This window comes from Achromobacter aloeverae, assembly GCF_004121055.1.
Lineage (GTDB): Bacteria > Pseudomonadota > Gammaproteobacteria > Burkholderiales > Burkholderiaceae_B > Bordetella_C > Bordetella_C aloeverae.
In genome coordinates, this window is sequence record NZ_PYAL01000004.1 from 135887 (window position 1) to 158229 (window position 22343).

Genomic DNA, 22343 nt, shown 5'->3' on the forward strand with positions numbered 1-22343 from the left:
CTCCGCAACCGAGCTCGGCCAACCATTTGTAGCAGTCCCAGAGGTAGATCATGAAGTTCTCTAGTGCTAGCGCGCTGCTGTTGGGCGCATTGACTGTCGGCATGTCGACCGCCGCCCTGGCCGACGTCAGTATCGGTGTCAACATAGGCGCGCCCCCGGTGTATGTCGCGCCGCCTCCCCCGGTATACGTCGCGCCGCCGGCGCCGGTCTATGCCCCGCCGCCGCCCGTTTACTACGGTCCGGCACCTGCCGTCGTGGTTCCTGGACCGGCCATCGTCATCGGCTGGCACGGCGACCGTTATTGGGACGGCCGTCGCTACTGGGGCCGTGACGAATGGTACCGTTCCCATCCGCCGGGCCGGGGCCATGGACATGATCGGGACTACGACGATCATGATCATGGGCGCGGGCACGGACATCATTGAGTGTCCGTGCCGGGATGAGGTCCCGTGATATCACGGGACATACTGGTTCCGCCGGGGTCTCATTGGACCCAACGCGCCCCGACCCGGCGCGGAGCGGCGACCGCCTCCTCAGCGCGAAACGTCTTCCAGGGACCGCCCCTTGGTGGACGGGCCGACGCGGGCAATCACGACCGCCGCGACCAGCAGGACGACATCGCTGACCAGGAACACGAACAGCTTTCCTTTCAGCACCGCGAATACGCCGAAGACGAGAAGCAGGATGATGGCGCCCGCGCGTCCCCAGGCGGAGGCCAGGCCCATGCCCGTCGCGCGTATTTCGGTGGGATAGAGTTCGGGCGTATAGCTATAGATGGCGGTCGATCCCAATGCGAGGAAGAACGCCGTCAGGCCGCCGAACGCCATCAGCGCCGTGGACGAGGTCGACAGGCCGAACAGCGTTCCGAACACCGCCGTGCCGATGAATGCGATGACCGCCGTGGGCTTGCGATCGAGCCAATCGACGACATAGCCGCCTAGCACATAGCCCGGGATGACCGAGGCGTAGATGGCGATCGAGAACTGGAAGGACTTGACGATGGTATAGCCTTCCATCGCGAGCAAGGTCGGGACGAAGGTCATGAAGGTGTACAGCACGCCATACTCGGCGAACCATGCTGTCCACATCATCAGCGTGACCTTCCTGTATCGGGGATTCAGAAGATCGCGCGCGGTGTACTTCGTGGCGGGCTCGCCCTGCGCGTCATGGCCCGACCCGTCCACTCCCTCCAGCCGAGGATCAAAAGGACGTCCCGCGCGCTGCTCGATCGATGCCAGGGCGGCCTCGGCCTCGGCGGTCCGTCCCTTGCCCAGGAGCCAGCGCGGCGATTCGGGCAGGCCGGATCGCATCAGCCCCACGACGATCGCGAAGGGCAGCGTCAGGAACAGCGCGGCGCGCCAGCCCAGGCCGGGAATGATGTTCAAGGCCCAGACGGGCGAAAAGGCGATGCCCAGCGCGAAGAAACCCATCATCCAGCCACCCAGTTTCCCGCGTACCCGTGTCGGCCACAGCTCCGCGAGATAAGGCGGAACGATGGAGCTTTCAGCGCCGACGAACATCCATGTGAGGAAATTCAGCGCGGCGAAGCTCCAGATATCGTTGACCAGGCCCCTGGAAGCGGAGAAGAGCGAGTAGAGAACCAGCGTCAGCATGATCATCCGCTTGCGGCCATAGCGGTCCGCCGCGAAACCGGCGAGCGCGGAACCCACCAGGTAGCCTGCCAGCCCGATCGCCGATACGACACCGATCGTCGCCGCGCTGAATCCCCATAGAGGACCGAGCGTCGCAAGGACGAATCCCGTGATGACCGTGTCCAGCGTGTCGAAGAACAAGGACAGCGCGGCCACGACCAGGACGGTGATGTGGAAGCGGGACACGGGCAAGCGGTCCAGGCGGGCGGCGATTTGCGGCTGCGTCAGCGCGGTGGCGCCCGCCGTCGTGGTATCGGCCTGGGGAAGCGTGCCTGTTGGCATGGGCATCGGCCGGGCCGAGGAATTGGAAGCGTTGATCATGCTGACCCCTTGGCGCGCATGGCGCGCGCGTGATTTGTGATTTGTGAGTTGTTGGTTGGCGTGGCGGCCAGGGCATCAAGTCGCCGCGATGCCTGGATGGAACTGTCCATGTCCGGGCTGGCCCACGATCTTGCCGTGGTCCATGACAGTGCTTCCTCGCACGATCGTATAGACCGGCATGCCCTGGGTGGATATGCCCTCATAGGCGGTGTATCCCGCCCGGGTATGCATGTCGGCGGCCTTGAACAGGTTTTCCGCCTTCATGTCGACGATGGTGAAGTCGGCGTCCGCGCCGATCTGTATGCGCCCCTTCTTGGGGTACTGCCCGAAGCGCTTCGCCGGTGCTTCGGCGCAGAGCCGCGCCACGTCCTGGAGTGTCAGTTGCCCTTGGTTGACGGCGTTGAGCACCATGGGAATGAATTCCTGTGCTCCCGTGACGCCGAGCGGAACGGAGAAATTGTCTTGCCACCCCGGCGTGATTTCTTCCAGCGTGTGCGGCGCATGCTCGCCTACCAGCATGTCGGCGGTGCCGTCGTGGACGGCTCGCCAGTTCGCTTCCGGAGCGTATGCCCAGGCGTAGGCGCCGGGACCGACTTTCTCGGCCTGTTCGCGCGTCATGAAAAGGGCGGCCGTCTCCATTTCGCCCGAGATGTCCACGCCTTGCTGCCTGGCGAAACGCACCAGCCCGTTCGCGGCCGGCGGCATCACGCCCATGTGCAGGACATGCAGGCGTACCCCCGTGATGCGGGCATAGTAAGTGGACGCGGCCAGGCCGGCCGCCATCCCGTGGCCGTACATGTAGCCCTTTTCGTAAGCTTCCATGTAGTCGCGGTTGCTTGTCTTGCCTGGGTTGATGTAGTCGCGAAATGTCAGGCGCTTGCACCATTCGCTGTCGTCATGGTGGACGGCGCAGAGCAGGCCCGTGTCGGCCACCGCTTCGTACAGTTCATGCAGGATGCCGTGGTCGACCACGCCCAGTTCGGATATGTATGGATAGACCTCCTTGACGTGGCGCGTATTGAAGACCTTGATCCCGATCGCGCCGGCCTTGGCCAGCGGCGCCACCGTCTTGGGATACAGCCCGCCGCCATACAACGCGTAGTCCACGAGCGCCTTCGGCGCAATGGTCGACCGCTTGAGTTCGAACGCCTCCAGGGTGGTCGGGTGCGGATCATTGTTCGTCATGTCGATACAGAACGTGATTCCCCCGGCTGCCGCGGCGGTTGTCCCGGACGTGAAGTCTTCCTTGTAGGTGTGCCCCGGCTCACGGAAATGACAGTGGACGTGCCAGAGGCCTGGCAACACGTCCAATCCTCGCGCGTCTATCACCCTGGCCGCGGGCGGTGTGTTCGCGTCATCGGCCAGGCCGACGATCCTCCCGTTCAAGACGCAGACATTCTGGCGGACGCTGCCCTCAGGGGTGTGGACAGTTCCGTTGGTGATCACCAAATCGACGAGTCGCTGATTCATTGCTGAAGTCCCAATCAAAAATACACAGTAAATACACGATAGATTTTTAATGTATAAAATGTTTGTGTCAAGACGGTACTTTCGCTAGACTGGCCACTTGGCAGTCTGGGATTGGGTAGATGAAGAGCAACAAGACGCCGGAAGGCGAACGCGCCAAGGCGGTGAAAGGATCGGGAGCGAGCAAGGCCTACGAGCTTCTGCGCGGCAGGATCGTGTCCCTGGAAATGCAGCCGGGGGAGGACATCGATGAGCAGGCGCTCGTCGATGAGCTCGGTATTTCGCGCACTCCCTTGAGGGAGGCGATGATCAGGCTGGCGGGAGAGGGATTGATTACCCTGCTGCCGAATCGCGGGGCCCGGGTCGCTTCGATGGACATTCCCCAATTGCAGGAGCATCTGGAGGCCTTCGATCTCGCCCAGCGGGCGGCGACGCGCCTGGCCGCGCTGCGGCGCTCGGATGCCGACCTGTCGCGCATCGAGGAATTGGTCGTCGCGTTCGAGGCGGCGCACGCCGACAACGACGTCAATGGCATGATCGACCGGAACTGGGATCTGCACATGGCGATAGGCAACGCCTGCGGCAATCGCGTGCTCGCCAAGATATACGCGAACCTGTTATCCGAGAATCTCCGCGTCGCGCGGCTTGCCATGAGCTATGAGACGTTTTCGACGCCGCAAGCCAGGCATACGCACTTGCACAACATCCTGACCGAGCACCGGGACATCCTGGACGCCATCAAGGCGCAGGATGCCGATCGCGCGGAGGACCTGGCGTGCTCGCATACCGGCTTGGCGCGCAGGCGCGTCACGGAGTACATCTCGCAGAGCGCGATCAGTGGAATCTCGATCACCCCCCGAACCAGATAGCCTTCGGCAGGAGCATACGATCATGTGTGAAGTTTGTGCGGTCTTTGGCGTTGGCAAGCACTGGGCGGATGCCGCGGACCCGCTCGGCCAGCAGGATGTGGCGGCGGGCATTCTTGAAAACCGGGCTGAACGGACGAAGCGGCTGAGGGTCATCAATCGCATCGTGGCGCCGGCAGGATTGGTGGTCGCCGACTGGGATGGCGAAGCCTATAGCGTGGAGGACGCACGGGGCCGTTTCAAGGTCGCGTCCGATCTTTCCGCGCTATGGCGGACGGCCGAGCAATTGAGCGGCACGGCCATCGATCCGCTTGAAGCCGATTTCCTTGCTGTCGCCTAGCCATGGTCAGACTCGTTCCTCGCCTGGCATTGAATGTGGTCACCGGATTCCTGGGCAGCGGGAAAACCACCTTGCTCAAGCGCTACCTGCAAACGCAGCCGCTGGGTAGCACCCTGGTGATCATCAACGAGTTCGGCCGCGAATCCATCGACGACCGCATCACGCTGCACTTGAAATCGGAAATCGAGACCATCGCCGACGGCTGCTTGTGCTGCACGGTGCTGAGCGAATTGCAGCGGACGCTGCTGCACATCCTGGCGCGCCGCGAACGAGGCGAACTGCCCGGGCTGCAACGCATCATTGTCGAAACGAGTGGCCTGGCCGACCCGGCGCCCATCCTGGGTACCGTGCTGTCGGACGAAAACCTGGCGGAGTACATCCAGGTGGGACCCTGCGTGACGACCTTCGATGCGCTGGAAGGCCTGCATACCCTGGAGCGGTATCCGGAAGCGGTGGCCCAGGTCGCTGCGGCGGACCGGGTGATCGTCACGAAGAGCGATTTGTCCGATAGCGTGGCGCTTGAAGCGCTCTCGGCGGCAATACGCAAGGTCAATCCGGCCTGCGATGTGACCCTCAACGATGTGCCCGCCATTATTTTCGAAGCGCTGGCACGCCGGTCCGGTGACCGGCGCGTGCACCCGGAGCGCCAGCCGGCCCATGCGCATACGGGGGCGATAAGCAGTTTCTCGCTCGCGCTCGACCGGTCGGTGGACTGGGCGTCGTTCTCCGTATGGCTGACCGCCTTGCTCAACCGGCATGGCGACCGCATCCTGCGGTTCAAGTCGGTGCTGGACGTGCACGGGCAGGGCAAGCTGGTGGTGCAGGGCGTCCGCCATCGTGTCTATCCGCCGTCGCACTTGCCCGCCGCCGATGACGACGACAGCGTTTCGCGCCTGGTCTTCATCACGCACGGCATCGATGACGAAAAAATAATGCGCTCGCTGGAACGCATCACCGGCTCCGCGCCATCGCCCGCGCCGCAAGCAGGGCGGCGGCTACCAGCAGGGCAGTAGCGATTACCGCCGATCGCCCCAGGCCCGAGACGATATGGGCGGGGGTGTCGCCGGCGAGCGCGCCGAACAGCGCAACGCCCATGGCGCCGGCGGCCTGCCGGGCCGCGTTCAGTACCGCCGACGCGACGCCCGAGCGTTCCTGTTCGACGCTGACCAGCACGGCCGTGGTCATGGCCGGCACGCCCAGGCCCATGCCGGCCGGAATCAATACGAAGGCGATGGCAAGTTTCCAATAGGGCGCCGCCGCGGCCGCAATCAAGGCGAGCAGGGCGAAACCGCAGGCATCGATCAGCGCGCCGACGATCATTGGCGCCCGCGATCCCCTTGCGCCCACCCACCAGCCGCTGATGACGTTCACGACGAGAAAAGTGGCGGTGAGCGGCAGGAACGCGAGGCCCGCCGTGACAGGCGTGTAGCCCAGGACACGTTGAAGATAAACACTGAGGACGAAGACCGCGCCGTAATAGGTGAGATTGACGATGGCGCCATAGAGGAGGGCGCCGCGGAAGGTGCGCGAGTCGAACAGCGATAGCGGAAGCATGGGCGAGGCTGCCCGCGCCTCATGCCGGACGAAGGCAAGCAAGGCAAGGATGCCCGTTGCGGCGCTCGCCAGCACGACCGGGCTGGCCATTCCCAGCGGCCTGGCCTCGATCATCGCTCCGGTGACGGCGCCCAGCGCGAGCATCGCCAGCCATGGGCCCGCAATGTCCACACCGTGTCCCTTTGGAAGACGGCGGGTTTCCACCACGCGCAGCGCCAACAGCCCGCCGACGGCGCACACGGGAAGATTCACCAGGAAAATGGCGCGCCAGCTGGCGACGCCCAGCAGCAGGCCTCCCACGATGGGACCCGCCGCGATCATGATGCCGCCGGCGGCTGTCCACCAGCCGATGGCCTGTGCGCGGCGCCGTGGCTGGTCCTGAGCGGCGTGGTTGATGAGGGCCAGCGAGCACGGCAGCATCAACGCCGCGCCGACCCCCTGCAACACCCGCCCGGCGATGAGCATGAGCGCCGACGCGGCCATGCCGCAAGCCAGCGAAGCGAGGGCGAAGAACGCGATGCCGGCAAGATAGCAAGGTTTGGCGCCGTAGCGGTCGCCGAGATAGCCGCCGGTCAGCAGCAGGGCGGCGAACACGAGCGCATAGGCATCCACCACCCATTGCAGGCCGGCAAGGGTTGTGTCGAGTGTCCTGGCTATCGTCGGAAGCGCGACGTTGACGATGGTTACGTCGAGCTGGACGAGCCCGAAGCCGAAGCTCGCCGCTATCGTCGTGGCCAGGATGGACGTTCGTTGTCGAGGTTTCGTCATCGAGTCATCGTATGGACTCCGACAACGCCACGCTTCGACGAACGTCGAAACGAACCGCGCCCCGCTGGCAGCGGCCCAGCTAGGCCGCCGGCACGGGCAAGTCCAGCACCCGGTCGACGAAGACGCCCGACAGGCCGATATAGGCATGCGGATCCAGCACCCGGTCCAGCTCCTGCGCGCTGATCCTGCCCTTGAGTTCCGGTTCGTTCAGGATGGCGTCCTTGAGATTGCCGCCCTGCTCGAAGACCTCCATGCATACCCGATAGACGATCTCGTGCGCCTCCTGGCGGCCCAGGGCGTCGCTCAAGTGCATCATCACGGCTTCGGAAAGCAGCAGTCCGTTCTGGATATGCAGGTTCCTTTCCATGTTGCGCGTGCGCACGCTCAGCCTGTCCAGCACGTTCACCATCTTCAGCGCCGCCGCGTGGGTCATGCTGCACGTGCGCGAGACGAATTCCCGTTCCGTCTGCAGCACGATCTTGTCGCGTTCGTGCTCGGCCATCATGGATTCCAGCGCCAGCGGCACGGTGCTGCGCACGATGCGGGAAAGGGCTACCACGGTCTCGCAGGCAGGCGGATTGCGCTTGTGCGGCATGGTGCTGCTGCCGACCTTGCCGGGAGAAAAGGGCTCTTCCAGTTCCGCGGTCTCGGTCTTCTGCAGGGTGTATATCTCGTGCGCGATCTTGCCCAGGGTGCTGGCGCAGATGCCCAGCACGCAGGCGAGTTCGGCCATGCCGTCGCGGGAAACGTGCCAGGTGATCTCCGGGGCGCCCAGTCCGAGCTCGCGGAACAGCCCTTCCTGCACCTCGATGCCCTGGTCCCCCAGCGCCGCCAGCGTGCCGACGGCGCCGGAAAATTGGCCCACCAGCACGCGCTCCCGCATCTGGGACAGGCGCAGCAGATTTCGGCGCAGCTCGGCGACCCAGACCGCGGCCTTGAAGCCGAAGGTGATCGGCAGGGCTTGCTGGCCGTGGCTGCGCGCGACCATGGTGGTGTCGCGATGGGTTTTCGCCAGCGCGGCGGCCTTGTCCAGCACGACGCGCATGGCGCTGTCGATTTCCCTCAGCGCGTCGCGCAGTTGCAGGACCGTGCCCGTGTCCATGATGTCCTGGGTCGTGGCGCCCCAATGTATGTATTCGCCGGCGTCGCCGTGGCAAGCCTTCTTCATGGCGCGCAGCAGCGGCACGATGGGGTGCGATGTGCGGTCCATCTCCGCTTTCAGCGCCTGCAGGTCGATCAGCTCCACCCTGGCCTTGTGCTGGATCTCGTCGGCCGCGGCCTGGGGGATGATGCCCAGGCGGGCTTGCACCCGGGCCAGCGCGGCCTCCACGTCCAGCCATTTCTGCACCGTATTGCCGTCGCTGAAGATGTCGCGCATTGCCTGCGTGCCGAACTGGTCGCGGAACAGGGCGCTGTCGATGACGTATGAGCTCATGTCTTCCTCCTTGTCGTCTTCTTTTTTGTTCTGGGCGTTTTATGTCTTTGCCCTGGGCCGCCTCAGGGAAAGAGGTCCGCCCCCGGGGGACAGCAAAGCGGCGTCAGCCGCGCGGCGCGGGGGAATGGCCTCCCTCTTTCAGCGCCAGATATTCGGCAGGACATCGGAGGAGAACCCCGAAATGAACTCCTTGCTTTGTCCCGTGGCGGGATCCAGCACGCGGCGGCGCACCTTGCCTATGTTGGCGCCATAGACATGGACGCTGATCGACACCTTGTCGTCGAACCGGTTCCTGACCTGGTGGATGTCGCCCTCCTCGGGCAGCAGGCACTCTATCTGTCCGGGCTCCAGCGTGGCGGTCTCTCCCGCGTGCAGGCCGCCGTCGCGCGCCTCGAAACGCTGCGAAGTCTCCGACCCGCGCAACATGCCCACCAGGCCCCATACGCCGTGATCGTGCACGGGCGTCTTCTGGCCCGGTCCCCAGACAAAGCTGACGATACAGAAGCGTTCATGAGGGTCGCAGTACAGCAGGTATTGCTGGTAGTACTCGGGATGCGGCCGGGCGAAAGCGTCCGGCAGCCAGTCGTCCTGGCGGATCAGTTTCTCCAGGACCGGCCTGGTGGCCAGCATGCGAGCCTTGTCCCCCGTCACGGTGTCCATGACCCGGGTGGCTTCCTGGACGAATTCCTTCAACTTTCCTGCTGACATCTTGCCTCCGGTTCTCGCGCCTGCATGTGACCGAGCCAACATGGCCGTGTGTTCCGAACGTGGAACAGCGCATCAGTAAAAGTGAATCGGGGCATGTTATTGGCGCGTGGAACGGGGCGTCAAGCATGCACAGGCAGGGCCTGGCATGCAGTTCGAGGGATGGGGCATTGCGTCTACCTCTTGTGGCCGTGCTTGCGGCCCACGATTGCAGCCCACGAAATTGTTCCTCCTTTGTGACGACCTGTCGGCATTGTTTGACAGCACCTTAATGACCCGCCCCGGTTTCCGTGGTTCTGAACCGACTTGCAGCGGCGGGCGGCGTTGATGAGCGTGGAACAAGACATGACGCGCGTCGATGCAGGCATATCCGGCAACGCCCTTGAACACAGGGGGAAACGCCTTTGCGTCGCGTTTTTTGGTCGAGAAGGAATATCTCTCTTTGGAGCAAAAAATAACCCGAAAGAAACCAATTGTTGTTGCTTTGCATTTAGGTTAAATAACAACAACCAATACGCTTATAAATATTTAGAAATATCTTTCCAGCCCGCTTTGTTGCGATTCATGTAATCGATGTAATCGAATCCAGGGGTTTTTCCCAGTAAACGGCGCTTTATTGCGTCGCCGCTGATTTATTTCAAGAGCAATGTACATTTTTAGAAAGAATATTGCTCCCGCCACCGTCTAGGATTCATCGGCTCGCACGCGGCAGCCATTCAGCTAAGTGTCGAGTTGTAATTCCGAATCCTACAGCACGCTCGCCAAATAACGACAAATTATTTCGGATTTATGTCAATCCGACCGTGATTGATGTCGATCCGATTGTCGTTGAGCGTTGATTTCCTAGTGTCCGAGACACGATGACAAATAGTGAGGTAAGCCAGTGGTAAAGAGAATCGCAGTGTGTGGCCTTGGGTATGTGGGCCTACCGGTTGCCGTGGCGTTTTCCAAGTGCTTCGACGTCATCGGCTTTGACGTGGACAAGCGGCGGATCGCGCGCCTGAAAGAAGGAGACGACTGGACCGGCGAGATCGAGCGCGAAGCCTTGCTCGCGTCGCCGATCCAGTTCACGGACAAAGTGGCGGAGCTGGAGGGCTGCGACTTCTTCGTGGTCGCCGTCCCGACGCCTGTCGACGAGAAATGCAATCCCGATTTTTCCCTGCTGGTCCGGGCTTGCCAGTCGATTGGTCCGGTGTTGCGTCCCGGCTGCATCGTCGTCTTCGAGTCCACCGTCCATCCCGGTGCGACCGAGGAGATCTGCGGACCTGAGCTGGAGAAAGCTTCCGGCCTGCGTTGCGGCGTCGACTTCAAGCTGGGCTACAGCCCCGAGCGCATCAATCCCGGCGACCGTGAACACCCGCTGGAGAAAATCGTCAAGATCGTGTCGGGCCAGGACGAGGCCGCGCTCGAAACCATCGCCGGCGTCTACGAGAAAATCATCGACGCGGGCGTGCACCGCGCTTCCTCCATCAAGGTGGCCGAGGCGGCCAAGGTGCTGGAGAACACGCAGCGCGACATCAATATCGCGCTGATGAACGAGATGTCGAAGATCTGCGACCTGGTCGGCATCCGCACGTCGGAAGTCCTGGCCGCCGCGGGGACCAAGTGGAATTTCCTGCGCTTCACGCCGGGCCTGGTGGGCGGGCACTGCATCGGGGTCGACCCGTACTACCTGACGTCGAAGGCGCAGGAGCTGGGCTATCACCCCGAGGTGATCCTGTCGGGGCGCCGGATCAACGACGGCATGGCCAGCCATGTCGCGTCGCGCGTGGTGCAGGTGCTGGCCCGCAATGGCCGCCTCAATGCCGACACTCGCGTGGGCATCCTGGGCATGACGTTCAAGGAGAACGTGCCCGACATCCGCAATTCCAAGGTGGTCGACCTCTATAACGCGCTCGGCAAGTACGGCATCAAGCCGGTCGCTTGCGATCCGATGGCCGATCCGGCGCAGATGGAACACGAGTACGGCATCAAGCTCGTGGAGCGCGACGCGTTCAGGGACATGGACGTGCTTGTCCTGGCCGTTCCCCACCGCGAAACCATGGAATCCATCTGGGACGACATGCCGACCCTCGTCAAGCGCGGCGGCATGGTGTGCGACCTGAAGTCGGTGCTGGACAGCAGCCGGCTGCAGTCTGACCTCTTGTACTGGACTCTCTAAGTTCGGGCTCCCCCTCCTTCCCTAAAGGTGACCCTGAATGGCTGCTTTTACGACCGCTCCTATTGGAACCTGCCGCATCCACACGCCGCTGCGCGATGGCGTGGGGCGCTACCCGATCAAGCTGGAACTCGGGCGCAACTACGGCTTCGTGCATACCAGCACGGAGGCGTTGCAGCAGGCACGATTCATGTACGGCGAACAGGATATCCCCGTCGATATCCAGCGCCTGGTTTTCCGGCCCTCGAACGGCGAGAAGGCCCGCCGCGGCACGCACAAGCCGGCCGACCTGTACATGATCGAATTGTCATCGCGCAAGCTGTTGACCATCGACGGCTATCCGATCCAGTCCAACTACCTGGGACGCTATTTCAGCGAATTCTTCGCCGATCGCGCACGCACCCGGACGTACTGGTCCATGGCCGTCGCCGACCAGCTTGAGCAGCGGCGGGCCTGGCTCGCACAGGAGCCCTTGTTCAAGAGCCTGCCGGCGGAGGATAGGGAGCTGTTCGCCCGCATCGTGAAGCGCGACCTTGCCGATGACGAGATCGAGGCGGAAATGCGCCAGCTTGTCGATCTGCTGGGCAAGGACAAGGTGGTGTTCGTCACGCATGTGAACGCCTTGACGCCCGACAATGCGCCGATCGAACAGCGCGAACAGCTGATTGCCGCCGTGACCGCGGCGGCGCAGCGCATCGGCGTGCCTTGCTACGATCCGACGCCGACGATGAACAAGATAGGCCAGGCCGACGCGATGGAAGATGGCGGGCTGGACCTCACGCACTACACGCAGCTGTTCGGAGAGCGCCTGTGCGCCGAGTGGTACAAGGCCTTCATGCGTCCGCGGATGACCTCCGCCGCGCCGCAGCCGGTGGTGGCGAAGCTGGCCCCCGAGGAAACCGCCGAGCGCATAGAACGGATACTGGACGGCGGCGACCTGCGCGAGGCATCGCGCCGCACGCGCGATGTGCTGCGCCGCTATCCGGGCGTGCCCGACCACACGCTGCTGCTGGCGCGCATCCAGGCGGACCTGGGTGATTACGAAGGCGCGATTGCCCTGCTGGACAGCCCCGATGGCTCGCTGGCCACCGGCAGCAAGGCCGAGCAGGTGCTGATGCGTGCGCAATTCAAGCTTGGACACCATGATGTGGCGTACTCGCTGGCGGCCGGCCTGCTGGGCGATGAAATAGAAACCCCCGAAATCGTCAGGATCGCCGCGATCTGCGGCGGGCAGCTGGGCTACGCGGACGAGGCGCTGGGCAACTGGAAGCAATTGTTCCGCATTTCGTCCTCTGACCAGGTTGGCGCCCTGGAGGCCGCCGATACGGTGCTTTCGATGTTGCAGGCCAGCGGCGACATGGAAGCCGTCATGCGCTGGGTGCACGAGGTGCGCGCGGTTTTCCCCACCTATGGACGCGGATTTGCCGTCCTGTGGCGCGACCGCCTGATGGCGGGCGACCGCGCGGGGCTGCGTGCCTTGGCGGACGAATCCCCCCAGTTGCCGGACCTGGACGCGCTGGAGCTGGTCAAGGAGGCGCAGTGGCGCGGCTATATCGTGGCCGCGGCCGCCCTGGCGGTTTCATGCCGGCTGGCCGAGAGCAGCCAGGACGACATCACGGCCTGGCTGGCCGCGCAGTCGCAGCAATGGGCCGAGGAAGGCAACCGCGCGTTGGAAGAAGGTCGTCTGCGCGACGCGGCCGAAAGAATCTGCGCGCATCGCCTGCTCGATCCGGGCACCTTGGCCGGCGTGCGGTCGCAGCGCGCATTCGAACGCGCCATGCGCCTGGGCGTGCGCGCCGCGTTGATGGCGGGCAACCACAAGGAAGTGATCGAGCTTACGGATATCGCGCTCGATAGCCAGGTGCACTTCCCCGAACTGGACGCGATGCGCGGGCGGGCCGCCGACGCGCTGGGCGACAAAAAGACGGCCATGCGGCATCTGGAGCAGGCGGCGTCCGGCGAATCCGCGCAATTCAGCACGCAGTTGTACTTCGCCCGGGTGGCATTCAATGGCGGCTGGTTCGGCGAGGCCATCGACGCCTACAAGGCCGTGCTTGCCCACCCCTCGGCTGACCAGAGCGCGAAGGAAGAAGCGGAGCGCCAGCTGGGCAGGCTCGGACCGCGCTCGATACGCGCCGCGCGGGAGATCCTTTCCGCCGGTGACCCGCGTGCCGCGTGGCGCCTGCTGGATCGGGTGGCGCAGTCGTGGCCCGACATGGCGGAAGTCGCCCACGAGAAGCGGCGCATCCTGTCCGTGCTCTATGCCGAGGCGCGCGCGCTGGATCCGGCGTCCACGACCGAGCGCCTTGCCCTTGGCGAGCGGATCCTGGAACTGGTACCCGACGATAGCGTCGGCCTGCGCCTGGCGGCCGTGGGGGCGATGCGCCTGCATCGCTTCGAACAGGCCTTGCCCTACTGGCAAGCGCTCCGGGCGCATTCCGATACGCCCGAACAGTTCGATCACTATATCCAGCGGTGCAACGTCTGGATAGAGAAGATCAACCGGAGGAAGGCCGCATGAACGCCCCGCTGGCTGCCGAAAAAGAGAACGATACGTCCGACCTCGAATCGGTGCATGCCCAGTTGGAGGAGATCGTCGCCGGATCCGGGAGGGTCCAGGTCGCGCGGGAGAACCTGGGGCGCGCCCAGGCATTGGCGCGCGACTACCTGTCGGATCCGAAAGTCCGGTTCCTGCTCCTTCGCTTGAAGGAGTCGGCCGGGCTCAATGAGGGCATGTCCGAGCAATGGGAAGCCTTGCTTAACGACTGCCCGGACGATCTGCTGATCGTCCGCCATTGCGCGACACGGCTTGTCAAGGACAGGCACGTCGACCAGGCCTTGTCGCTGGTCGACCGCCACGTCCCCGACACGACCGATAACCCGGCCCTGTTGTTCGCCAGGGCCAAGCTGCTTAGCGACATTCGCGCGCACGAGCAGTCCGACGCGCTGTTTCGCCGCCTGCTCGCGCATGGCGACGACCGCAACGTGCGCGTCGAATTCGCCAAGCGCCTGCGCAAGCGCGGGCTGCTGGCGGAGGCATACGAGACCATCCAGTCGGTGGCGGGCCAGCTGGCCCCCGGCAGCAAGGCGGCGGAACTGGCCAGCGCGCTGGCCGACGACTACGCGTTCTACCAGGGTCTTGAGCCGGAGGGCATCGCCGGGAAGGACGTCAAGATCATCTCGATGAAGCACGCGATCCTGCACTTCCGCGACCGCGAGGTGCCGGAGCAGTCGCCGGACAAGCCGGTCTCGGTGGCGCTGGTGACGGGCAGCCTGGGACCCGGCGGCGCCGAACGCCAGCTGACCCGGCTGGCGGGCGAGTTGCGGCGGATAGCTGAGAGCGAGGACCAGGAGCCGGGCGCCATGCTGGTGAAGCCGGACAAGGTCGAGGTGATGGTGAAGCAGCACACGGAGCCAGCCGGCTCGGTCAAGAAGCAGGGGCTGGATTTCTTCCTTCCCGTTCTTGCCAAGGCGCGGATACCGGTCACGGAAATCAACCTGCTGCCTCCGGTGTCGGTCGCCCATCAGCCGGTGGGCGATTCCGGCCTGGCCCGCTTGCTGGAGCAGCAGCCGCCGCCGGTTCACTACGGCGTGACGCGCTTGACGCCCATGCTGCGCGCCAACACGTTCGATGTCGTCAGCCTTTGGCAGGACGGCACCTGCCTGTTCGGCGCGCTGGCGGCGCTGCTGGCCGGCGTCCCGACCATCCACCTGGTGTTTCGCGGACTGCCGCCGAACATACGCAAGGACCGCTACCGCGCGGAGTATCCGGAGCTGTACCAGGCCTTGGCGCAAGTTCCCGGCGTCTACTTCGTCAGCAACAGCCGTACGGCCGCGGAGGCCTACGCGCAGTGGCTGGGCATTCCGGTCGTTCGCTTCCATGTTCTCTATAACGGCGTGCCCGACCTGACGACCGCCACGTCGGCCGCGGACGAGAAGAAATGGCAGGAGTTCGAGGCGCGCACGCCCGGCGCCACGGAGACCATAGGCGGCGTATTCAGGCTGGAGCCGGACAAGCGGCCGCAACTATATGTCAAGCTTGCCGCGCAATACCTGAAGCAGCGTCCGCAAGCGCGCTTCTTCATCGTGGGCGACGGACGCCTGCATGACAACGTCACGGCGCTGGCGCAGGAGTTGTGCGTGACGGACAGGCTCTTGCTGGTAGGCTTGTCCAACCACGTCGGCTACTGGTATTCGCGGATGGATGCAAGCGTGCTGCTATCCCGCTACGAAGGCCTGCCCAACGTGCTCATCGAGGCCCAGCTGCTGGGCGTGCCGGTCGTGTCGACGCCCGCCGGCGGGGCGGGCGAGTGCTTCGTGGAAAACGAGACAGGCCATCTGCTGAGCGATGTCGATCACCCCGACCTCAACGAGGCTTGCGAAAAAATCGCGGACATGATCGACCTGGCGCGAGAGAACGCGGACTTGAAGGAGCAGAGCCGGCGCCGGGCCCGCGAGTTGTTCTCGCTGGATGCGATGCTGGGGAAATTCCTGGCCCTGTGCGTACCCGTCATGCCTATGTCGGAGAACGACGAGCGCATCGATATCGGGGCGGAACGCTTGATGGAGGCTTGATCATTCCGCCCTTTCCCTCGATCTTGAAAAGCAAGGCTTTTATGCGAAAGAACGTTCAGGCCGTGGGCCTGCCAGGCATGCGGGCGCCGGTCGCGGCGCTGCTCGCCGCCCTGGCGCTTGCCGGATGCCAGCTGCCGCGCTCCGGTCCGATGTTGAGCGAGATGACGTCCGCGAACGACGCCAAGGATGTCGTGGTCATGCCGGTCTCGCGCGAGCTGGCGCTGGCGAGCAACGTCCCGGATGTGATGGATTTTCCGGCGCGCTATCGGGATTCCAGCCAGGCGGGATTCGACATCCTGGTTCCCGGCGACGGCATCAATGTCACGGTATGGGAGCGGGATGGCCTGGGCGTCTTCGCGGCCAACGCCGCCGGCGTGAGCGACCTGGGCAACCAGGAGATAGACCGGACGGGAACCCTCTACGTTCCCATGCTGGGAAAATTCAAGGCCGCGGGCATGACGCTGGCGCAGCTTCATGACGCTGTCGTCGCCCGCCTGAGCAAGCTTGTCGTCGGCTCCGACGTCAGCGTTACGCGCGTGGCCGATACGCGCGGGCAGATGGTCACCGTCCAGGGCAACCTCACCAAGCCCGGCATGTATCCCATTACCCAGACGACGCAGCGCCTGAGCAGTGCGCTGGCGCAGGCGGCGCCGGTGCAGACGAACCCGGAGCAGCTCGTGATCACCCTGCGCCGCGGCACCGAGGTGTCGTCGGTGCGGCTGGCCGATCTCTACCGCAACCAGGCCAACGATATCCTGCTGCGCGCGGGCGATGTGATTACCGCCCATGACGCGCGCGAGTATCTCACCGTGCTGGGCGCGGCCGGCACCCAGGGACGCGTGGCCATCAGCAAGCGCAACTACAGCGTGCTGGACGCCCTGGGCGACTCCAAGGGGCTGGACGACAAGACGGCGGACCCGCGGTCCGTATTCCTGTTCACGCCCGCCAAGCCGGGCACCAAGGGGGCGCCGGACGTCCTGCCCATCGTGTACCAGTTTGACCTGACCCGGCCGGAGCAGGTGGCGCTGGCGGGCCAGTTCACGGTCCACGAAGGCCAGGCCATCTATATCTCGGATGCGCCGTTCACCCAGGTGCAGAAGGTGTTGTCGGCCTTCCGTGTGACCATGAGTGCCGGCTTCAGCGCGACGCGGGCAATCGACAGCGACTCGGGCTCCAGCTCCAGCTCCGGCGTAACGCAATAAGGCGCCGATGAGCAACGAGGATCGCATCAAGGGTTGGCGGACACGCCGCAAGGGGAGTAACTACACCGTAGGTGCTGGCGTCGCGGACTGGCGCCTGGATCCGGCAGCGCTGTTCCAGGCCCAGTCCTCGCCGGCGGTCTTGCTCAAGCCATTGGTGGCGCGGCTGCAAGGAGAGCCGCATGCATCCGTGGCGGCCCGGCGCGCGGTGTACGAAGCCATACAGGCGGAGCTGGACGGCGAGATCGCGCGCGGCGGCATCGACGATACGCTGGCGGATTTTTCCCGGCGGCGCCTGCGCATCATCGTGCGGCTGCTGGAGCAGGATATCCGTGCCGGCGTCGCCGTGTTCGAGCCGGGCTACATGCCGTCCAAGCTGCTGGCGGAAGACGAGCGGCTGGCCGCGGCGCACGAGCGCCGGGTGCAGCGGCGCAAGCAGGACGAGGCGCGCGATGCACGCCGCCACGCCTCCCGCAACGACATCCCGCTGGAGATCGAGCTGTCTCCGGCCGAAGCGGGCGACCTGGCGATCCTGCGCGAGCGCATGCATGCCTTGCACGGTGGACGCCGCCCACGCGGCCTGGACCAGGACCGGCCGGTGGGACGCACTTTCCTGGCGCTGTTCGTGCTGCAACTGCGCGTGATGCATGGCGAGAGCCGGATCGCCTTGCTGTGGGCCCTGGTGGGACCCGTCGTACTGCTTACGCTGATTTCGTCGCTGTACTTCCTGATGGGGACGCATTACATCCTGGGCATGGATGTGCCGACGTTCTCGCTGCTGGGCGCGACGACCTGGATCATGTTCCGCCAGATCATCTTCCGCAGCAGTACGGCCTATGTGTCGGCGCGGGGCTTGCTGAATTTCCAGGGCGTGACGCCGTTGATGTGCGCGCTGGTGCAGGCGCTTATCTATCTGTCGGTGTACCTGGTGGTGTTCAGTATCCTGATCACCGCCGGCCATGCCCTGGAGCTGATCACGCTGCCGGAGAGTTGGCCGGGTTTCATGTTCTACGTGGTGCTGATGGGATGTTGCGGTTCCGCGATGGGGGTGCTGTTCGGATCGATCGCGACCGTCTGGCATTTTTACCTCAGGCTGGCGCCGGTGATCGAGCGTTTCCTGCAGCTATTCTCCAGCGTGTTTTTCGTCTCGGAGCAACTGCCGGAGCAACTGCGTCCGTGGATGCTGTGGTCGCCGTTCGCCCATGGCATGCAGCTTCTGCGGTCGGCCTACTTCGACAGCTACAAGTCGCAGGATGGCAGCCTGGGGTATTTCCTGACCGCGCTGGTATTCCTGGCGGTGATATCCCTGGCGGCCGAGCGTCTTGCGCGCAGCAACGTCCAGCCGATGTGAGCGAAAGCGATGATCCATCTCAATGGCGTAACCGACGAACCCCATGCATTCGGCAGCAGGCAGCCGCTGCTGTCCAACGTCGACCTGGATATCCCGGTCGGGCGCTATGCGTTGTTGTCGCCGACGCCGGAACTCCATCGCCAGGTCATCGATGTGTTGTGCCGCCTGCGCCCGCCCCGCGAGGGCTACGTCTGGCACGAGGGCAATGTTTCTTGGGCCATAGGCCGGCAGGGCTTCATTCGCGGCAAGGCCAGCGGCATGGACATGATCGAGTTTGCTTGCGAGATGTACGAAATCGACGCGGACGCCACGATCGAGCTGGTCACGGATCTCGTCAGCGATCCGAAGTTCCTGGGCCGGCCCATGGAACACTGGCCGCTCTATGTCCGACAGGAGTTTTCCTTCGCGCTGGCGCTGGCGCCGGCCTTCGATGTCTACGTGATCGAAGGGACCATTCCGTTCGAGCCCTGCCGCTTCACCCGCCTGTGGCTGGCGCTGTTCGAAGAGCGGCTGGTGGGCCGCACGCTCATTTTTTCCAGTTACCGCCAGAACCAGATGGCGGACTACTGCTTCAAGGGTTTGATCTATGAACGAAGCACACTCAGAATCGAAGACGACCTCGACCAGTGCATCCGCAAATTCCCCCCAAGACGTTCCAGGAGCGAATCCGGCGGTGCAGGCGACGACGTCTTCGGAGGCGGCTTCGAAGACGGCCAGCTCGGCTTCTGAGACTGGGTCCGAGATCGAGCGCCGCCGTCGCGACCGCCAGGCATCGCTGCGCGAACGGCGGCGACACCGCTGGATCAATGCGTTCATCGTCGTCCTGCCGGTCGCCTGCGCCCTGGCCTATGTGCTTTGCATCGCGACGCCTCGCTATGAGGCCGAGTCGCGCTTCTTCGTGCAGTCGGCGTCCGGCCAGCCGGGGGGCGGCGGCGCCGCGAACCTGCTCACCACGGGCAATATGTCCGGCATGCTGGGTGGCTTCGTGGACGGCTGGGCGGTCAGCGATTTCCTGAAGTCGCGCGACTGCATGCAGCAGCTGGACGAGAAGATAGGTTTGCGCCGCTACCTGGTCCAGCCCGGGCCGGACCCGGCCAGCCATCTTGCGCGGGCATCGAGCCAGGATGAGCTCTATCGCGCCTACCAGGCCGCGATACAGGTTTCCTTCAATCCGCTGGAGCAGATCGATGTATTACGGGTGAGCGCATTTTCTCCGGACGACGCGGCGAAGCTGTCGAAGGCCCTGATCGGGCTGGCGGAGGATTTCGTCAGCCGCATGAATGAGAAAGGTGTTTCCGACAAGTTGAGGGTGAGCCAGGAAGCGGTCAACCTGGCCGAGCAGAAGGCGCTTGCCGCGCGCGACGCCCTGACGGCGTGGCGGACCACCCATGGCAATATCGATCCGACGGCGTCCGTGGCGATGCTGCTGAATCTTTCCAGCCAGCTGGAAGGCGAGCTCAGCACCGCGCAGATCAACCTGGACAAGTTGCGCGCCCTGGGCAACAAGGATCATCCCATGCTCAGGCCCGCCGAGCTGCAGGTCGCGGCGCTGCAAAAGCGGATCGTGGCGGTGCGCCATCGCCTGAGCGGCCAGGGGAATACGGAAGCGAAGCAGCTCAAGTCATACGAAGCGTTGCGCAATAACCAGGCATTCGCGGACTCGAACCTGACCTTGGCCCAGCAGTCGTACCAGCAGGCCATGACGGATGCCCTGCGGTTGCAGCGCTATCTTTCCATCATTGCCCAACCGGTTCCCACGGACCGGCCCAGCAGCCCGCGCACCGCGATCTTGCTGCTGCAGGCCCTGGCCCTGGGTTTTGTGCTGATGTTCATCGCTCGCGTGGCGATGGCCTTGCTGAGGGGGTTGCGTCATGGTTGATAGCGTGCTTGAAAAGCATGGAGCCGAGAGCCAGGGTGTTGAAATGCCGCGTGCCGCAACACAGGCCGCCGCAACACAGGGCACCGCAACGCAGACCGCCTCAACACAGGCCGCCCCATCACAGGGCGCCGGGCCTGATGCGGCAAACCGTCTGCGCGCAGTGATCGAGGCGATCCGGGTCGCGGCCTACCCCATGGACGAGATGCCGGCTCTCGACCGCGCGCTGGTACTGGCGGCGGACGGTCGGCGCGACGTGCGGCGACTGCTGGTTTCCCCTTTCGTGCGGGAGGGGGTGTTCGCGCCCGCGATCGCGGCGCTGGAGGTGCTAGTGGCGGCCTATCCTTCGCAGGTCGAGGATAGACGCCTGCTCGCCAGTTTGCTGGGGCGCACGGAACAGTGGGACCGCGCCATTGCCGAGGCGGATGCCGCCGCCGCCATCGAACCTGGGACGGCGGCCTTGCATGGCGCGCGCATCCAGCTGCGCTTGCAGGCCGGGCGGGTCGCCGACGCCGCGGCGGTCGCGCGGGCTACCGCCGGCTTGGCGGAGCAAGCGCCGGGCGATGCACATTTCTGGTTGCTGGCCTTCATGCGCAATGGCGACGCGGGCGAGGCTGCCCGCATGGCGTCGCTGCTGGATGCGGACAACCTGCCTAACGAGCGTGTTGCGGGAATGGCCGTGCGCGCCTTGCTGGAAGACCACAGGGCCCAGGCGGCGATCCGCCTGGGCGATGCCGCGCTGGCCGCCGGCCACGATAGCGCGCCGCTGCGGACTTCCCTGGGGATGGCGCATCTGCGACGCGGCACGGAGGACGACAGGAAGGTGCATGCGCCGGCGCATTTCGAGGCCGGCCTGGCGATGTCGCCGGCGGATGTGAGGCTGCTGTCGCTGTACGGCGAAACGCTGTTGCGGGCCGGGCGCTACAAGGAGGCCGTGGCGCCCTTGAAGCAGGCGATCGACCTGGCGCCGGAGCTGGAGCAGACGCGGGCGCTGTATGCCCGCGCGCTGCGTTATTCGCTGCAGTATGCCGACGCCGCCGACCAGTTCCTGAAGTTGCTCGATCAGTCTCCGGACAAGCTGCTCTGGCAGCGCTCCGCCATCGCGGCGCTATCCCAGGCAGGGCGCACCCAGGAAGCCGAAGCGTTGTTCGGGCGATATGTGGCGCAGCGCGGCGCGGCCCTACCGGACACGTTCGCGCAAGCCCTGGCCCAGCTGGACGAGCGGCTGGACACCGCGCCGATTCCGCGGGCGCGTTTCGATTGGGCATGGTCGCTGCGCGGCGACAAGGATGCCGATCGCGCCAAGTGGGAACGCGCGGCGCGCTGGGGCCATCTGGTGGATCATCTTCTGTTCGACTGGCTGGAATGCCGGGAAGATAACGTCGAGGAAGCCATGCGGATGCTGGGCGACCTGGATCCCGGCGAGCGTTTCTTCGCGCCCTTGCTGGCGGCCGGCCGCGGCGTCGTCGTTGCCACGGCGCATGTCGGCCCCATGTATGCGGGGCTGATGGCCCTGGAGCTGGTCGGCATTCCTTCGCGTTGGCTGGCCACGGCGCCGCGCATCGCCCAGAGCAGCTATGCCGAAGCCTTGATTTCCACGGCCGACCAGACCGAGGCGCAGGTGGCCAAGGCTTGCATGCGGGCGATCGGGGCGGGCTATGTGCTGTGCCTGGCCGTCGACGGCGCGGCGAACCCGGCCGCGCCGCGCACCATGTTCGAGGGACAGGAGGTGACGTATTCGAGCTTCGCCTCGCACCTGGCGCATCGCCTCGGCGTGCCTTCGGTGTTCTACGCGCCGCGTTGGGAAGACGGCCATGTCACGTACACGCTGGCCATGTTGCCCGCCGCCACCCCCGGCGAGGACGCCAACGCGTACGCGCAGCGATGGCAGCAGGCCTATTTCGAGCGGCTGCGCGAGCACTTGGCCGGCCCCCCCGAAAACCTGCGCATGAGCGGCGGCATCTGGCGCCACGTGAAACCCGCCGACCGCTCCGCGCAGTAGGATCGTCCGAGGTTGGCGCCAATGCCACTGCCAGCGTCGAGGCAACGCCAACGCCAACGCCAACGCCAACTCCC

General features: G+C 64.8%; 18 protein-coding genes. 13 read left to right on the forward strand and 5 right to left on the reverse strand.

The genetic code is table 11. From position 1 onward, the window contains the following. The first annotated feature begins 50 nt into the window (after window positions 1–50). A complete protein-coding gene (locus C7R54_RS14630) occupies window positions 51–425 on the forward strand; it encodes a hypothetical protein (protein ID WP_129151186.1) in 375 nt (124 codons plus the stop codon). Window positions 426–533: 108 nt separating this feature from the next. Here the strand turns inward: C7R54_RS14630 and C7R54_RS14635 are convergent, their stop codons facing one another. Both C7R54_RS14635 and C7R54_RS14640 read right to left on the reverse strand, forming a co-directional pair. Further along, complete coding sequence (locus tag C7R54_RS14635) at window positions 534–1973, reverse strand: MFS transporter (RefSeq protein ID WP_204524339.1); 1440 nt, start codon at window positions 1971–1973, stop codon at window positions 534–536. A gap of 75 nt (window positions 1974–2048) precedes the next feature. Then, the gene (locus C7R54_RS14640) at window positions 2049–3443 is read right to left on the reverse strand and encodes a dihydroorotase (protein WP_129151187.1); all 1395 of its coding nucleotides are present in this window, start codon (window positions 3441–3443) and stop codon (window positions 2049–2051) included. A gap of 119 nt (window positions 3444–3562) precedes the next feature. On the opposite strand from C7R54_RS14640, the gene C7R54_RS14645 reads away from it, so the two are divergent. The 3 genes from C7R54_RS14645 to C7R54_RS14655 are packed head-to-tail and all read left to right on the forward strand — an operon-like array spanning window position 3563 to window position 5659. Further along, entirely contained in the window at window positions 3563–4309 is a 747-nt protein-coding gene (locus tag C7R54_RS14645) for a GntR family transcriptional regulator (protein WP_129151188.1), read from the forward strand. 22 nt (window positions 4310–4331) lie between these two features. Next, window positions 4332–4646 (forward strand): hypothetical protein, encoded by a 315-nt coding sequence (locus C7R54_RS14650; protein WP_129151189.1) that lies wholly within the window; start codon window positions 4332–4334, stop codon window positions 4644–4646. Window positions 4647–4648: 2 nt separating this feature from the next. After that, window positions 4649–5659: a CobW family GTP-binding protein gene (locus C7R54_RS14655; protein ID WP_129151190.1), complete on the forward strand. Its 1011-nt coding sequence runs from the start codon at window positions 4649–4651 to the stop codon at window positions 5657–5659. Here C7R54_RS14655 and C7R54_RS14660 read toward each other — a convergent pair. The 3 genes from C7R54_RS14660 to C7R54_RS14670 all read right to left on the reverse strand — a co-directional run bounded on the left by C7R54_RS14660 (window position 5598) and on the right by C7R54_RS14670 (window position 9111). After that, window positions 5598–6968: an MFS transporter gene (locus C7R54_RS14660; RefSeq protein WP_129151191.1), complete on the reverse strand. Its 1371-nt coding sequence runs from the start codon at window positions 6966–6968 to the stop codon at window positions 5598–5600. The genes C7R54_RS14655 and C7R54_RS14660 overlap by 62 nt on opposite strands. 79 nt (window positions 6969–7047) lie before the next feature. Beyond that, complete coding sequence (purB, locus tag C7R54_RS14665; RefSeq protein WP_129151192.1) at window positions 7048–8403, reverse strand: adenylosuccinate lyase; 1356 nt, start codon at window positions 8401–8403, stop codon at window positions 7048–7050. A gap of 138 nt (window positions 8404–8541) precedes the next feature. Further along, a complete protein-coding gene (locus C7R54_RS14670; RefSeq protein WP_129151193.1) occupies window positions 8542–9111 on the reverse strand; it encodes a cysteine dioxygenase family protein in 570 nt (189 codons plus the stop codon). Between the two features lie 342 nt (window positions 9112–9453). Between C7R54_RS14670 and C7R54_RS14675 the strand changes: the two genes are divergently transcribed. From C7R54_RS14675 to C7R54_RS14715, 9 genes are all read left to right on the forward strand, one after another. Further along, window positions 9454–9678, forward strand: coding sequence for a hypothetical protein (locus tag C7R54_RS14675; protein WP_129151194.1), 225 nt, complete (start codon window positions 9454–9456; stop codon window positions 9676–9678). A gap of 331 nt (window positions 9679–10009) precedes the next feature. Beyond that, entirely contained in the window at window positions 10010–11269 is a 1260-nt protein-coding gene (locus tag C7R54_RS14680; protein WP_129151195.1) for a nucleotide sugar dehydrogenase, read from the forward strand. A gap of 37 nt (window positions 11270–11306) precedes the next feature. Beyond that, on the forward strand, window positions 11307–13787 hold the full coding sequence (locus C7R54_RS14685) for a tetratricopeptide repeat protein (RefSeq protein ID WP_129151196.1): 2481 nt from the start codon (window positions 11307–11309) through the stop codon (window positions 13785–13787). After that, entirely contained in the window at window positions 13784–15841 is a 2058-nt protein-coding gene (locus C7R54_RS14690) for a glycosyltransferase (protein WP_129151197.1), read from the forward strand. Before C7R54_RS14685 ends, C7R54_RS14690 begins: the two co-directional genes overlap by 4 nt. 41 nt (window positions 15842–15882) lie before the next feature. Next, window positions 15883–17043, forward strand: coding sequence for a polysaccharide biosynthesis/export family protein (locus C7R54_RS14695; RefSeq protein ID WP_129151198.1), 1161 nt, complete (start codon window positions 15883–15885; stop codon window positions 17041–17043). A gap of 7 nt (window positions 17044–17050) precedes the next feature. After that, window positions 17051–18391, forward strand: a complete 1341-nt coding sequence (locus tag C7R54_RS14700) for an ABC transporter permease (RefSeq protein ID WP_129151199.1) — start codon at window positions 17051–17053, stop codon at window positions 18389–18391. A 9-nt stretch (window positions 18392–18400) separates the two neighbouring features. Next, window positions 18401–19120 carry an ATPase gene (locus tag C7R54_RS14705; RefSeq protein WP_129151200.1) on the forward strand — a complete coding sequence of 240 codons (720 nt, stop codon included), beginning with the start codon at window positions 18401–18403 and terminating at the stop codon, window positions 19118–19120. A 121-nt stretch (window positions 19121–19241) separates the two neighbouring features. Then, the gene (locus tag C7R54_RS14710) at window positions 19242–20270 is read left to right on the forward strand and encodes a KpsE/RkpR family capsule polysaccharide export protein (protein WP_158021228.1); all 1029 of its coding nucleotides are present in this window, start codon (window positions 19242–19244) and stop codon (window positions 20268–20270) included. Window positions 20271–20463: 193 nt separating this feature from the next. After that, on the forward strand, window positions 20464–22269 hold the full coding sequence (locus tag C7R54_RS14715) for a Vi polysaccharide transport protein VexE (RefSeq protein ID WP_240039531.1): 1806 nt from the start codon (window positions 20464–20466) through the stop codon (window positions 22267–22269). The last annotated feature ends 74 nt before the right edge of the window (window positions 22270–22343 follow it).

Excerpts from the sequence above, each read along its gene's own strand:
- C7R54_RS14700 (WP_129151199.1), top strand. The coding sequence starts at position 17,051 with ATGAGCAACGAGGATCGCATCAAGGGTTGGCGGACACGCCGCAAGGGG.
- C7R54_RS14690 (WP_129151197.1), top strand. The coding sequence starts at position 13,784 with ATGAACGCCCCGCTGGCTGCCGAAAAAGAGAACGATACGTCCGACCTC.
- C7R54_RS14640 (WP_129151187.1), bottom strand. The coding sequence starts at position 3,443 with ATGAATCAGCGACTCGTCGATTTGGTGATCACCAACGGAACTGTCCAC.
- purB (WP_129151192.1), bottom strand. The coding sequence starts at position 8,403 with ATGAGCTCATACGTCATCGACAGCGCCCTGTTCCGCGACCAGTTCGGC.
- C7R54_RS14650 (WP_129151189.1), top strand. The coding sequence starts at position 4,332 with ATGTGTGAAGTTTGTGCGGTCTTTGGCGTTGGCAAGCACTGGGCGGAT.
- C7R54_RS14655 (WP_129151190.1), top strand. The coding sequence starts at position 4,649 with ATGGTCAGACTCGTTCCTCGCCTGGCATTGAATGTGGTCACCGGATTC.
- C7R54_RS14660 (WP_129151191.1), bottom strand. The coding sequence starts at position 6,968 with ATGACGAAACCTCGACAACGAACGTCCATCCTGGCCACGACGATAGCG.
- C7R54_RS14645 (WP_129151188.1), top strand. The coding sequence starts at position 3,563 with ATGAAGAGCAACAAGACGCCGGAAGGCGAACGCGCCAAGGCGGTGAAA.
- C7R54_RS14685 (WP_129151196.1), top strand. The coding sequence starts at position 11,307 with ATGGCTGCTTTTACGACCGCTCCTATTGGAACCTGCCGCATCCACACG.
- C7R54_RS14670 (WP_129151193.1), bottom strand. The coding sequence starts at position 9,111 with ATGTCAGCAGGAAAGTTGAAGGAATTCGTCCAGGAAGCCACCCGGGTC.
- C7R54_RS14675 (WP_129151194.1), top strand. The coding sequence starts at position 9,454 with ATGACGCGCGTCGATGCAGGCATATCCGGCAACGCCCTTGAACACAGG.
- C7R54_RS14630 (WP_129151186.1), top strand. The coding sequence starts at position 51 with ATGAAGTTCTCTAGTGCTAGCGCGCTGCTGTTGGGCGCATTGACTGTC.
- C7R54_RS14715 (WP_240039531.1), top strand. The coding sequence starts at position 20,464 with ATGGACGAGATGCCGGCTCTCGACCGCGCGCTGGTACTGGCGGCGGAC.
- C7R54_RS14695 (WP_129151198.1), top strand. The coding sequence starts at position 15,883 with ATGCGAAAGAACGTTCAGGCCGTGGGCCTGCCAGGCATGCGGGCGCCG.
- C7R54_RS14635 (WP_204524339.1), bottom strand. The coding sequence starts at position 1,973 with ATGATCAACGCTTCCAATTCCTCGGCCCGGCCGATGCCCATGCCAACA.
- C7R54_RS14705 (WP_129151200.1), top strand. The coding sequence starts at position 18,401 with ATGATCCATCTCAATGGCGTAACCGACGAACCCCATGCATTCGGCAGC.